Origin of the sequence: Pseudomonas sp. AA-38, from assembly GCF_029457475.1 — a bacterium.
GTDB lineage: Bacteria > Pseudomonadota > Gammaproteobacteria > Pseudomonadales > Pseudomonadaceae > Aquipseudomonas.
The window spans coordinates 2105066-2118509 of the sequence record NZ_CP120359.1 but is presented as its reverse complement, the minus strand read 5'-3'; the positions used below and the strand labels follow the sequence as shown (position 1 = coordinate 2118509).

The 13444-nt window shown below is 58.2% G+C and carries 8 protein-coding genes, 2 tRNA genes and 3 rRNA genes; 4 read left to right on the top strand and 9 right to left on the bottom strand.

Annotated features, from left to right (window positions below; genetic code table 11):
• Positions 1-7: 7 nt before the first annotated feature.
• Both PVE35_RS09650 and PVE35_RS09645 read left to right on the top strand, forming a co-directional pair.
• Positions 8-2152: a methyl-accepting chemotaxis protein gene (locus PVE35_RS09650; RefSeq protein ID WP_277374491.1), complete on the top strand. Its 2145-nt coding sequence runs from the start codon at positions 8-10 to the stop codon at positions 2150-2152.
• Between the two features lie 88 nt (positions 2153-2240).
• Positions 2241-2837: an NAD(P)H-dependent oxidoreductase gene (locus tag PVE35_RS09645; RefSeq protein WP_277374490.1), complete on the top strand. Its 597-nt coding sequence runs from the start codon at positions 2241-2243 to the stop codon at positions 2835-2837.
• A gap of 243 nt (positions 2838-3080) precedes the next feature.
• Here PVE35_RS09645 and PVE35_RS09640 read toward each other — a convergent pair whose 3' ends face one another.
• Genes PVE35_RS09640 through PVE35_RS09625 form a run of 4 tightly spaced genes read right to left on the bottom strand, consistent with a single transcriptional unit; the run spans position 3081 to position 5678 of the window.
• Positions 3081-4394 carry a sensor histidine kinase gene (locus PVE35_RS09640; protein WP_268177892.1) on the bottom strand — a complete coding sequence of 438 codons (1314 nt, stop codon included), beginning with the start codon at positions 4392-4394 and terminating at the stop codon, positions 3081-3083.
• Entirely contained in the window at positions 4391-5059 is a 669-nt protein-coding gene (locus PVE35_RS09635) for a response regulator transcription factor (RefSeq protein WP_268177893.1), read from the bottom strand. Before PVE35_RS09635 ends, PVE35_RS09640 begins: the two co-directional genes overlap by 4 nt.
• Positions 5059-5364, bottom strand: coding sequence for a PepSY domain-containing protein (locus tag PVE35_RS09630; protein WP_268184327.1), 306 nt, complete (start codon positions 5362-5364; stop codon positions 5059-5061). Before PVE35_RS09630 ends, PVE35_RS09635 begins: the two co-directional genes overlap by 1 nt.
• Before the next feature lie 5 nt (positions 5365-5369).
• Positions 5370-5678, bottom strand: a complete 309-nt coding sequence (locus PVE35_RS09625; RefSeq protein ID WP_277374489.1) for a PepSY domain-containing protein — start codon at positions 5676-5678, stop codon at positions 5370-5372.
• Between the two features lie 163 nt (positions 5679-5841).
• On the opposite strand from PVE35_RS09625, the gene PVE35_RS09620 reads away from it, so the two are divergent.
• Positions 5842-6921, top strand: coding sequence for a patatin-like phospholipase family protein (locus PVE35_RS09620; RefSeq protein ID WP_268177895.1), 1080 nt, complete (start codon positions 5842-5844; stop codon positions 6919-6921).
• Positions 6922-7027: 106 nt separating this feature from the next.
• Entirely contained in the window at positions 7028-7384 is a 357-nt protein-coding gene (gene queD, locus PVE35_RS09615) for a 6-carboxytetrahydropterin synthase QueD (protein ID WP_277374488.1), read from the top strand.
• Between the two features lie 485 nt (positions 7385-7869).
• On the opposite strand, the gene rrf is transcribed toward queD, so the two are convergent.
• From rrf to PVE35_RS09590, 5 genes are all read right to left on the bottom strand, one after another.
• Positions 7870-7985 (bottom strand): 5S ribosomal RNA (gene rrf / locus PVE35_RS09610).
• Positions 7986-8123: 138 nt separating this feature from the next.
• Positions 8124-11013 (bottom strand): 23S ribosomal RNA (locus PVE35_RS09605).
• Between the two features lie 257 nt (positions 11014-11270).
• Positions 11271-11346 (bottom strand) — tRNA-Ala (locus PVE35_RS09600).
• Positions 11347-11368: 22 nt separating this feature from the next.
• A tRNA-Ile gene (locus tag PVE35_RS09595) sits at positions 11369-11445 on the bottom strand.
• An 85-nt stretch (positions 11446-11530) separates the two neighbouring features.
• A 16S ribosomal RNA gene (locus PVE35_RS09590) occupies positions 11531-13065 on the bottom strand.
• Together the 16S, 23S and 5S rRNA genes with 2 tRNA genes alongside form the textbook arrangement of a ribosomal RNA operon.
• Positions 13066-13444: the final 379 nt, after the last annotated feature.

The window sequence follows — 13444 nt, the reverse complement described above, 5'->3', positions numbered from 1 at the left end:
CCTGCTCATGCCCTTCAGTCGCCTTTCTATCCAGTGGAAAATCACCTTGCTGGCTGGGCTTTGCCTGCTGGCCATCGTCACGCTACTGGTCGGCGCATCGCAGTACCAGTCCAGTCGCAGCGCCATGCTGGTCAAGGACGCCAGCTCCACCATGCTGGAGGAAAGCGCCAAGCTGCGCCTGAAGGCACGTGCCGACCTGCAGGCCATTCGCATCCAGCGCTATTTCATGGATGCCTACCAGTACGGCAAAGGCGTCTCCAGGCAGATCCTGTTCCTGCGTGAGCAGGCCAATAAACGCTTTCTCGACGCCTACGATCTACGTGAAGACCTAACCCGCCAGGTACGCACCAGCCTCGAGGCCAACCCCAGCCTACTCGGCCTGTACCTGGTGTTTGAACCCAATGCGCTGGACGGCAAGGACGAACTCTTCATTGATCAGCTCAACCTGGGCAGCAACGATGTCGGGCGCTTTTCGCTGTACTGGTCTCAGCCGACACCGGGCCAGTTGAACTCAGAGGCAATGCCCGAGTCGCTACTGGCGGATAGTACCCTCGGCGACAACGGCGTGCCCTACAACGCCTGGAACACCTGCCCTCGCGAGACCCGACAGGCCTGCGTGCTCGAACCCTATTACGACGACGTGGCGGGACAGCGCATCCTCATGACCAGCATCGCCTTCCCATTGGAGCAGGATGGCAAGGTCATTGGTGTGATGGGCCTGGATATCAGCCTCGACAGCCTGCAGAAGATCAGCCTGGAGGCCAATCGCGAGCTTTACGAGGGCCAGGGCCACGTCAGCATCCTCAGCCCCTCTGCCCTGCTGGTCGGCCACAGCAGCAATGCCAGCCTGCTCAGCCTGCCGGTGGAACGCGCGTACCCGGAGCAAGCCGATCAATTGCGTCAACTGGTGCAGAACGGCAACGCTGCTGAACTCGATCACGGCAATACGCTGCGAGAGCTGAGCCCCTTCCGACCAATCCCTGAAGCCAAGCCCTGGAGCGTGCTGCTCGAAGTGCCCAAGCCCGTGTTGCTGGAGCGAGCCATTCAACTCGGCAACCAACTGAGTGAACGTCGCGCCAGCGACAGCCTGTTCGCCCTGTTGCTCGGTCTTGGCGCTATGGTCGCCGGTCTGTTGCTGATGTGGTTGACCGCACGCGGCGTGACCCGGCCCATTCTCAGTGTGGCCGCGATGCTCAAGGACATTGCCAGCGGCGAAGGTGACCTCACTCGCCGCCTGAGCTATGCCAAACGCGACGAGCTGGGTGAGCTGGCCGGTTGGTTCAACCGCTTTCTCGACAAGCTCCAGCCCATCATCGCCGACGTCAAGAACAGCGTCGTCGATGCGCGCAGCACCGCAGACCAGGCCGCGGCCATCGCCAGCCAGACCAGCGCGGGCATGCAGCAGCAGTACCGCGAGGTGGATCAGGTTGCCACCGCCTTCCAGGAAATGAGCGCCACGGCTCATGACGTGGCCCACAATGCAGCGCAGGCAGCTGAGGCGGCACGCGGTGCCGATCAGGCCAGCCGCGAAGGCCAGCAGGAGGTCGACAAGACCACGAGCAGCATCGAATTGCTGGCCAACGAGATGAATGTTGCCATGCAAGAGGTCGAAGGCCTGTCCAGCAGCAGCGAAAAGATTGGCTCGGTGCTGGAAGTGATTCGCGCCATCGCCGAGCAGACCAACCTGCTGGCACTCAATGCCGCCATCGAGGCGGCACGCGCAGGCGAGGCAGGTCGAGGCTTCGCTGTGGTGGCTGACGAGGTACGCAACCTGGCCCAGCGCACCCAGGGTTCGGTCGAAGAGATCCGCCAGGTCATCGAAAGCCTGCAAAACGGTACCCGCGAAGTAGTCAGCACCATGCAAAGCAGCTATCACCAGGCCCAGGGCAGTGTCGATCAGGTACAAAAGGCGGTCGCCGCGCTGCAGCGCATCAGCCAGGCGGTAAGCGTGATCACAGACATGAATCTGCAGATCGCCAGCGCGGCCGAAGAGCAAAGCTCGGTCGCCGAAGAGATCAACCGCAACGTCGCCGCGATTCGCGATGTCACCGAAGCCATTACCGCACAGGCAGGCGAATCGGCCCAGGTAAGCCAGAACCTAAATCGGCTGGCCAACCACCAGCAGGGTCTGATGGATCAGTTCCGCGTATGACGCCAGATCATCCCTGATCTGGCAGCGCCTCCCTTGCAGCGCAGGCGGTCAATGGCCTAGCCTGCGTTCTTTTTTTGAGGGAAGCAGCATGCTCAATATCGCCTTGGTCGCCGGCTCCAGCCGTAACAACAGCCAGTCGGGGAAGGTCGCACGTTTTCTGCGGCAGCGTCTGATCGAAATGGGTCATACCACCCAGGAATCGAGCAGCATCATCGACCTGGGTCTGGCGCCGCTGCCACTCTGGCCCGCCGAAGACGCCGGTCCCTGGGAGCTCTATCGCCAGCAACTGGCGGCAGCCGATGCCCTGGTGATCGTTGCGCCGGAGTGGAACGGCATGGCTTGTCCGGCAATCAAGAACTTCTTCCTCTACGCCAGCAAGGCGGAACTGGCGCACAAGCCGGGGCTGCTGGTGGGCGTTTCCTCGGGTATCGGTGGCGCCTACCCGATCAGCGAGCTGCGCGCCTCCAGCTACAAGAACTGCCGCCTCTGCTATCTGCCCGAACACCTGATCGTGCGCCAGGTGGAGAAGGTGCTGAATGCACCACAGGCGCAGGACGAAGCCGATCAGCGCATCCACGAGCGCGCCGATTATGCCCTCGATGTGCTGGTGCGCTACGCCCATGCTCTGCAGCCGGTACGCGCTGCCATAGGCTTCGACAACCCGGCGTTCGCCAACGGCATGTAAGGACGCTCAGCAGGCCGTTGAAAAACGTATGCGACGACTGCATGGATGCAGGAGGTAGAGCGAAGCAGGAAGCCCGAGCCGAGGCAGCCAGTGCAATACCGATGGCGGCCCCGCAAAAACAGGCGAAAAACGACCGGGGTCGCGCTCGACTTTACGAGCTGTAAATGAGCATTTTGATCGGACTCGCGCACGAGCCTGTTTTTAACGCAGCAATGGCAACGTAGGTAGTTTTTCAACAGCCTGTTAGCGGCTCGGCAGCTCGATGGCCACACGCAGCCCGCCCAGCGGGCTGTCCTGCAAGGTGATGGAGCCACCCCAGGCTTCGACGATATCGCGCACGATGCCCAGCCCCAGGCCATGCCCGGCGACTTGCTCGTCCAGGCGCGTGCCCCGCCCCAGCACCTCCTCACGGCGCTGCGGTTCGATGCCCGGGCCATCGTCATCGACATGGATCAGCAGCTTGCCAGGCGTCTCCTGTAACGCCAGGCGCACCTGGCCATCGGCCCATTTGCAAGCGTTGTCCAGCAGATTGCCGAGCAGCTCCAGCAGGTCTTCGCGATCGCGCTGCACCACCAGGCCGGCAGGTGCCTGCCAGTCCAGTTCGATGCCATGGTCATGAATCATCGCCAGGGTGGCGAATAGCCCTGGCAGTTCCTGGGCACAATCGAAGCGCGCGCCTGGCAGTGCCTCCCCTGCCAGGCGCGCACGGCCCAGCTCGCGGCTCAGGCGCTGTTCGATCTGTTCGAGCTGTTCGCGCAACGTGGCACGCAAGGCCGGATGGGCCGCCAATTCCTCGCGCCCGGCCAGGCTGATCAACACGGCCAACGGGGTTTTCAGGGCATGGCCCAGATTACCCAGGGCGTTACGCGAGCGCTTCAGGGTGTCCTCGGTATGGGCCAGCAGGTGGTTGATCTGCGCCACCAGGGGCTCCAGCTCTTCAGGCACTTGGGTATCCAGCTCGCTGCGCTGGCCTTGCTGCAACTGGGCGATCTGCTGGCGCACCTGCTCCAGAGGCTTCAGGGCTCGCCGCACCGTGTAGCGCTGAGCAATCAGGATCAGCACCAGCGCGGCGCCCCCCAGCCCTAGGCCCAGCCACTGCATGCGGCGAAAGCCCTGCAGGATCGGCGCGTAGTCCTGCGCCACGCTGATCGACAGGTTTTCCCCGTAACGCCGGTAGTCGGCGCGGTACACCAGCAGGCGCTGCCCTTGCGGCCCATCGCTGAGACCATCGTGCATGCCAGGGCCTGCAGGCTTGAGCAACTCACGATCCCACAACGAGCGTGAGCGCCAACTGTGATCAGTGAAATCGATGCGGAAATAATGGCCGGAGAACTGCCGCTGGAAGGACGGGTCGAGGCGCCGTTCATCCAGTTGCAGGCCCGCCGGGCCACGCACCAGAGCGGCCAGCAAGCCCTGCGCTTCGTCGCGCAGATCTTCCTCCAGGTAAGCGCGCAAACCACGGTCGAACACCCACAAGCCCGCCTGCGCCAGGGCCAGGCCAACCAGCAACAACACGGCCGCCAGGCCCAGGCTCAGGCGCCGCTGAATCGACCTCACCCACGCTCTCCGCTGAAGCGGTAGCCCTGGCCGCGCCGGGTTTCGATGACTTCGCGCCCCAGCTTGCCGCGCAGACGATTGACATGAACCTCGATCACGTTGGAATCACGCTCGGTTTCGCCATCGTAGAGGTGGTCGGCCAGGTGGCTCTTGGACAGGATCTGCCCAGGGTGCAGCATGAAATAGCGCAGCAGCCGGAATTCGGCGGCCGTCAGATCGATGCGCTGCCCGCCAGCGGTCACGCACTGGCGGCTTTCGTCCAGTTGCAGGCCGGCCGCCTCCAGTTGCGGCTGGTTAGCCAGGCCATGGGCACGGCGCAGCAGGGCCTGAATGCGCAAGGCCAGTTCTTCCGGGTGGAAGGGCTTGGTCAGGTAATCGTCGGCCCCTGCTTTCAGGCCCTCGATGCGCTCGGCCCAGGAACCGCGCGCGGTGAGCACCAGTACAGGGGTGGTCAGGCCGCCGGCACGCCACTCCTGCAACACCTCGAGCCCAGGTTTGCCCGGCAGACCGAGATCCAGAATGATCAGGTCATAGGGTTCGCTTGCGCCCTGGTATGCGGCATCGCGGCCGTCTGCCAGCCAATCCACGGCATACCCCTGGCGGGTCAGGCTCGCACTCAACTCATCGGCCAGGGGCACATGATCCTCAACCAGTAACAGGCGCATCAGTCATCTTCCTCGTCCTTCAGTACGCGTCCGTCACGCGCGTCCAGTTCCAGCTCGCGTACCACACCCTGCGGCGTGAGAATCTCCACTTCGTAGACCAGTACACCGTCCTCCTCCTCGAGTTCGGCCTCCAGCAGCGTGGAGCCAGGATAATGCTGATCCACCCGTTTCATCATCTGCTCGAAGGGCAGGATGACCCCCTCCCGGCGCAGGCGCAGGGCCTCGTCCTGGTCGAGATCACGCGCCAGGCTCACGCCACTGAGCAGCACGCCACTCAGCAGCATGAGGATGGCAAAGGTACGCATGTTCATCAGTCGTCCTGGTGGTTCTTCAGTATGGTGCCGCTACTGGCATCGAGTTCCAGATCCCATTGCACGCCATTGGCATCGTGCAATTCGACCTGATAGATGTAACGACCGTATTCATCTTCCAGCTCGCTTTCCCTGATACTGCCCCCGGGGTGCTGGGCCAGCGCCAGTTCATTGAGCTGCTCGAAGGTTTTGATGGTGCCGGCATCCTGCAGTCGCTGCGCCTCATCCGGTGCCAGATCGCGCGCCTGGGCAATGGTAGCGGCGCCAGCAAGCGTGGCAAAGGCCAGAACACTGAGCAATCGATTCATGAGTAGACTCCAGCAAAGAAAACTGTACGGCCACCACTGTAGGTAATGGCACTTAATTCAAGCTGAATGCTGTCTCGCACAGGTGCGTCATTCAGCCACTGAAGTCGCTTGGCCCTGCTTCACAGGGCTCTATAATCGCCAGCTTGCATCGATGGAGATGATGATGAGCGCAATCCATATCAAAGCCCCCGCCCTGACCATCAAGGCCGGCAGCAAGGCCCTGGCCCGCATCCGCGAGCAAGGCCTGAGCCCAGCGGATGTCGGCATTCTGCCGGGCGCCGCAGGCGGGCCCAAAGGGCTGGGCATTCAGGGGCTGGATCTGGCGCTGTTCGGCGACTGGCTGGCCCGGGCGCCGCGTGAACGGGCGCTGATCGGCGCCTCCATCGGCTCCTGGCGTTTCGCCAGCGCCTGTCTGCCCGACCCAGCCGAGGGCATTCGCCGACTCGGTGAACTCTACACCTCGCAACGCTTCGCCAAGGGCGTGAGCATGGCCGAAGTGTCAAGCACTTGTCGGCGCATGCTGGATGAGCTACTGGCCGATCAGGATGCCGACATCATCGGCAATGCCCACTACCGCCTGCATGTCGTCGTGGTGAGAAGTCAGGGCCTCTTGCAACACGATCATCGTGGCAAGCTCAGCCTCGGGCTGTCCTCGGTGATAGGTAACAACCTGCTGGCCCGACAACGCTTGGCGCGCCATTTCGAGCGGGTGATTCTGCATGACGCCCGCCAGCTACCGCCCCTGGCACGACTTCAGGACTTTACCTCGCACTTTCACGTGTTGACGGCCGACAACCTGCGCCACGCCCTTATGGCTTCCGGATCGATCCCCATGGTCATGGAAGCCATCCGTGAGATTCCCGGTCTGCAGCCGGGCGCCTACCGCGATGGCGGCCTGCTCGACTATCATCTCGACCTGCCCTACAGCGGTGACGACATCGTGCTCTACCCGCACTTCACCGACCGGGTGATTCCGGGCTGGTTCGACAAGGGCATTCCCTGGCGACGCAGCACGCCTGGGCATCTGCAGAACGTGGTGCTGCTTGCCCCCTCTGCGCAATACCTGGCGCGCCTGCCCCATGGCAAGCTGCCGGATCGTCGCGACTTCAAGCGCTATCTCGGCGACGATGCAGGTCGCGAACGTTACTGGCGGCAGGCCATGGCCGAAAGTGAACGCCTGGGTGACGAATTTCTCGAACTGGTGGAAAGCGGCCAGCTCGCGACTCGCTTGCAACCACTATGAGCTGAGGCGACTGTGCGCCTTCCTGAAGCTCACAGGCTGCCCGGCCGATGGGCAAGAACTGTTAAACTGCGCGCCCTAACGATCATGGCAAGCCGAGCGCAACACAGTGGAACTGTTCAAGGAATTCATCTTCGAGGCGGCCCATCGCCTCCCCCATGTCCCCGCAGGCCACAAATGCGGTCGCCTGCATGGCCACTCGTTCCGGGTGGCCCTGCATATCGAAGGCGAGGTGGATCCCCATACCGGCTGGATACGCGACTTCTCCGAGATCAAGGCAATCTTCAAGCCCATCTACGAGCAACTTGATCACAACTACCTCAACGACATCCCTGGCCTGGAAAACCCCACCAGCGAGGTGCTGGCCAAGTGGATCTGGCAACAGGTCAAACCCCTGCTGCCCGAACTGTCACGCGTGCGAATCCACGAGACCTGCACCAGCGGCTGCGAATATCGCGGCGATTGATCAGCGCCCCAGCCACACCAAGGCCACCTTCTAGGTGGCCTTTTCATTGCGCAGTCAGCGTAGGGTGCGCTGCGCGCACCATGGCCCATGCCCCCGGTGCTTCGGTGCGCACAGCGCACCCTACATGGCTTTAGGAGCCGGCTTGCCGGCGATGTGCCCCGGCCTCACCTCTTCGCCTGCAAGCGGGCTCCTACTGATTCACCACCCGCCGTATCAGACTTTCCCGCTGCACATCAGTGTAGGGTGCGCCGCGCGCACCATGGCCATAAACCCGGAGCATCGGTGCGCACAGCGCACCCTACGCCAGGCTTCGGCTTTTCCCGGCGCAAAGAAGAAACCCCAGACCGCGTTGGCGATCTGGGGTTTCGTATAGGAGCTTGACGATGATCTGGCCGGCACTCCGGGACTCTCACCGCCACCTGCCATTTTTCGCGCACATAGAAGAACGCCCTGACCAGTTACCTGATCAGGGCGTTCGTATAGGAGCTTGACGATGACCTACTCTCACATGGTGAAGCACCACACTACCATCGGCGATGCGTCGTTTCACTACTGAGTTCGGGATGGGATCAGGTGGTTCCAACGCTCTATGGTCGTCAAGCAATTCGGTTGGGATCTCGTCGTTAGACGCTATCCCCTGGATACGTGATAGAGGCTTTGTAGTTCTTGCAAATTTTCGGCTTTCTGTCGACTTCACCATCGACACCCTCTGCACGAGGGCAGATTGTTTGGGTGTTATATGGTCAAGCCTCACGGGCAATTAGTATTGGTTAGCTCAACGCCTCACAGCGCTTACACACCCAACCTATCAACGTCGTAGTCTCCGACGGCCCTTTAGGGAGCTCGAGGCTCCAGTGAGATCTCATCTTGAGGCAAGTTTCCCGCTTAGATGCTTTCAGCGGTTATCTCTTCCGAACATAGCTACCCGGCAGTGCCACTGGCGTGACAACCGGAACACCAGAGGTTCGTCCAACCCATCCTCTCGTACTAAGGTCAGCCCCTCTCAAATCTCAAACGTCCACGGCAGATAGGGACCGAACTGTCTCACGACGTTCTAAACCCAGCTCGCGTACCACTTTAAATGGCGAACAGCCATACCCTTGGACCGGCTTCAGCCCCAGGATGTGATGAGCCGACATCGAGGTGCCAAACACCGCCGTCGATATGAACTCTTGGGCGGTATCAGCCTGTTATCCCCGGAGTACCTTTTATCCGTTGAGCGATGGCCCTTCCATACAGAACCACCGGATCACTAAGACCTACTTTCGTACCTGCTCGACGTGTCTGTCTCGCAGTCAAGCGCGCTTTTGCCTTTATACTCTACGACCGATTTCCGACCGGTCTGAGCGCACCTTCGTACTCCTCCGTTACTCTTTGGGAGGAGACCGCCCCAGTCAAACTACCCACCATACACTGTCCTCGACCCGGATGACGGGCCAGAGTTAGAACCTCAAGGTTGCCAGGGTGGTATTTCAAGGATGGCTCCATGAGAACTGGCGTCCCCACTTCAAAGCCTCCCACCTATCCTACACAAGCAAGCTCAAAGTCCAGTGCAAAGCTATAGTAAAGGTTCACGGGGTCTTTCCGTCTAGCCGCGGATACACTGCATCTTCACAGCGATTTCAATTTCACTGAGTCTCGGGTGGAGACAGCGCCGCCATCGTTACGCCATTCGTGCAGGTCGGAACTTACCCGACAAGGAATTTCGCTACCTTAGGACCGTTATAGTTACGGCCGCCGTTTACCGGGGCTTCGATCAAGAGCTTCGCTTGCGCTAACCCCATCAATTAACCTTCCGGCACCGGGCAGGCGTCACACCCTATACGTCCACTTTCGTGTTTGCAGAGTGCTGTGTTTTTAATAAACAGTCGCAGCGGCCTGGTATCTTCGACCGGCATGGGCTTACGCAGTAAATGCTTCACCCTCACCGGCGCACCTTCTCCCGAAGTTACGGTGCCATTTTGCCTAGTTCCTTCACCCGAGTTCTCTCAAGCGCCTTGGTATTCTCTACCTAACCACCTGTGTCGGTTTGGGGTACGGTTCCTAGTTACCTGAAGCTTAGAAGCTTTTCCTGGAAGCATGGCATCAACCACTTCGCATTCTAAAAGAACGCTCGTCATCAGCTCTCGGCCTTGATCTCCCGGATTTACCTAAGAAACCAGCCTACCGCCTTAAACACGGACAACCAACGCCGTGCTGGCCTAGCCTTCTCCGTCCCTCCATCGCAGTAACTAGAAGTACGGGAATATTAACCCGTTTCCCATCGACTACGCATTTCTGCCTCGCCTTAGGGGCCGACTCACCCTGCGTCGATTAACGTTGCGCAGGAAACCTTGGTCTTTCGGCGTGCGAGTTTTTCACTCGCATTGTCGTTACTCATGTCAGCATTCGCACTTCTGATACCTCCAGCAAGCTTCTCAACTCACCTTCACAGGCTTACAGAACGCTCCTCTACCGCTCATCCAAAGGATGAACCCGTAGCTTCGGTGTATGGTTTGAGCCCCGTTACATCTTCCGCGCAGGCCGACTCGACTAGTGAGCTATTACGCTTTCTTTAAAGGATGGCTGCTTCTAAGCCAACCTCCTAGCTGTCTAAGCCTTCCCACATCGTTTCCCACTTAACCATAACTTTGGGACCTTAGCTGACGGTCTGGGTTGTTTCCCTTTTCACGACGGACGTTAGCACCCGCCGTGTGTCTCCCGTGCTGACACTTGCTGGTATTCGGAGTTTGCATCGGTTTGGTAAGTCGGGATGACCCCCTAGCCGAAACAGTGCTCTACCCCCAGCAGTGATACACGAGGCGCTACCTAAATAGCTTTCGAGGAGAACCAGCTATCTCCGAGCTTGATTAGCCTTTCACTCCGATCCACAGGTCATCCGCTAACTTTTCAACGGTAGTCGGTTCGGTCCTCCAGTCAGTGTTACCTAACCTTCAACCTGCCCATGGATAGATCGCCCGGTTTCGGGTCTATACCCAGCGACTAAAGCGCCCTATTAAGACTCGCTTTCGCTACGCCTCCCCTATTCGGTTAAGCTCGCCACTGAATATAAGTCGCTGACCCATTATACAAAAGGTACGCAGTCACCCAACAAAGTAGGCTCCCACTGCTTGTACGCATACGGTTTCAGGTTCTATTTCACTCCCCTCTCCGGGGTTCTTTTCGCCTTTCCCTCACGGTACTGGTTCACTATCGGTCAGTCAGTAGTATTTAGCCTTGGAGGATGGTCCCCCATGTTCAGACAAGGTTTCTCGTGCCCCGTCCTACTCGATTTCATTGATAAGAGCGTTTCGTGTACGGGGCTATCACCCACTACGGCGGCACTTTCCAGAGCCTTCCACTACACTCAAATCAACTTAAGGGCTAGTCCCCGTTCGCTCGCCACTACTTAGGGAATCTCGGTTGATTTCTTTTCCTCAGGGTACTTAGATGTTTCAGTTCCCCTGGTTCGCCTCTTGCACCTATGGATTCAGTACAAGATACCTAGGTTATCCTAGGTGGGTTCCCCCATTCAGACATCTCTGGATCACAGTCTGTTTGCCGACTCCCCAAAGCTTTTCGCAGGCTACCACGTCTTTCATCGCCTCTGACTGCCAAGGCATCCACCGTATGCGCTTCTTCACTTGACCATATAACCCCAAGCAATCTGGTTACTGTCTCAATCGTGAAGACGACATTCGCCGAAAATTTGCGTCTTGAGAACTACAAATTTTACCTTGACCAGATCAATTGCCAGTGAAAGCAATCAATCAGTCACTTCTATCACATATCCAAATTTTTAAAGAACGATGTTTCTACCGGTCAAAAGACCAGAAATCAGCACTCACCAGGTCTACCCTGAAGCGCTCATTTCTGAACTCTTTCCTTCTACCGCAACGCGCGAGAGTGGTGGAGCCAAGCGGGATCGAACCGCTGACCTCCTGCGTGCAAAGCAGGCGCTCTCCCAGCTGAGCTATGGCCCCGTAATCTTCTGCACCAAGCAATTGGTAGGTCTGGGCAGATTTGAACTGCCGACCTCACCCTTATCAGGGGTGCGCTCTAACCAACTGAGCTACAGACCTATAACAGGGTCGCGTTACAGCATCGTCTTCGACTATGAATCAAGCAATTCGTGTGGGAACTTATGAAGAAGCTGATGTCTTCGATTAAGGAGGTGATCCAGCCGCAGGTTCCCCTACGGCTACCTTGTTACGACTTCACCCCAGTCATGAATCACTCCGTGGTAACCGTCCCCCCGAAGGTTAGACTAGCTACTTCTGGAGCAACCCACTCCCATGGTGTGACGGGCGGTGTGTACAAGGCCCGGGAACGTATTCACCGTGACATTCTGATTCACGATTACTAGCGATTCCGACTTCACGCAGTCGAGTTGCAGACTGCGATCCGGACTACGATCGGTTTTATGGGATTAGCTCCACCTCGCGGCTTGGCAACCCTTTGTACCGACCATTGTAGCACGTGTGTAGCCCTGGCCGTAAGGGCCATGATGACTTGACGTCATCCCCACCTTCCTCCGGTTTGTCACCGGCAGTCTCCTTAGAGTGCCCACCCGAGGTGCTGGTAACTAAGGACAAGGGTTGCGCTCGTTACGGGACTTAACCCAACATCTCACGACACGAGCTGACGACAGCCATGCAGCACCTGTGTCTGAGTTCCCGAAGGCACCAATCCATCTCTGGAAAGTTCTCAGCATGTCAAGGCCAGGTAAGGTTCTTCGCGTTGCTTCGAATTAAACCACATGCTCCACCGCTTGTGCGGGCCCCCGTCAATTCATTTGAGTTTTAACCTTGCGGCCGTACTCCCCAGGCGGTCAACTTAATGCGTTAGCTGCGCCACTAAAATCTCAAGGATTCCAACGGCTAGTTGACATCGTTTACGGCGTGGACTACCAGGGTATCTAATCCTGTTTGCTCCCCACGCTTTCGCACCTCAGTGTCAGTATCAGTCCAGGTGGTCGCCTTCGCCACTGGTGTTCCTTCCTATATCTACGCATTTCACCGCTACACAGGAAATTCCACCACCCTCTACCGTACTCTAGCTCGCCAGTTTTGGATGCAGTTCCCAGGTTGAGCCCGGGGCTTTCACATCCAACTTAACGAACCACCTACGCGCGCTTTACGCCCAGTAATTCCGATTAACGCTTGCACCCTTCGTATTACCGCGGCTGCTGGCACGAAGTTAGCCGGTGCTTATTCTGTCGGTAACGTCAAAATTGCACGGTATTAACGTACAACCCTTCCTCCCAACTTAAAGTGCTTTACAATCCGAAGACCTTCTTCACACACGCGGCATGGCTGGATCAGGCTTTCGCCCATTGTCCAATATTCCCCACTGCTGCCTCCCGTAGGAGTCTGGACCGTGTCTCAGTTCCAGTGTGACTGATCATCCTCTCAGACCAGTTACGGATCGTCGCCTTGGTGAGCCATTACCTCACCAACTAGCTAATCCGACCTAGGCTCATCTGATAGCGCAAGGCCCGAAGGTCCCTGCTTTCTCCCGTAGGACGTATGCGGTATTAGCGTTCCTTTCGGAACGTTATCCCCCACTACCAGGCAGATTCCTAGGCATTACTCACCCGTCCGCCGCTAAATCAAGGAGCAAGCTCCTCTCATCCGCTCGACTTGCATGTGTTAGGCCTGCCGCCAGCGTTCAATCTGAGCCATGATCAAACTCTTCAGTTCAATACTGCTTGGGTTTTGAGAAAACCCTAAACTTGGCTCAGCAATCGCAAATCTCTTACTTAAAAGAGTAACTCTCGAATTCACGAGTGTTGCTTTGTGATGCTGATAATCTGTCGACTATCAGGCTTACCTCACAAGCACCCACACGAATTGCTTGATTCAGTTGTTAAAGAACAGTTGGTTAAGCCTCTCGCCTCAACCAGGCCGCGCATTCTACAGCAGCCTTTCTTTCTGTCAAGTCGTTTTCAAAAGAATTTTTTCTTTCTACTCAACCACTTGCGCCTTCGATCAGAACTTCTTCTCTCCAGCGGGAGGCGCATTCTACAGCGTTCAAAACCGCTGTCAACCACCTCTTTACAAACCGCTTTCGATCCATTCG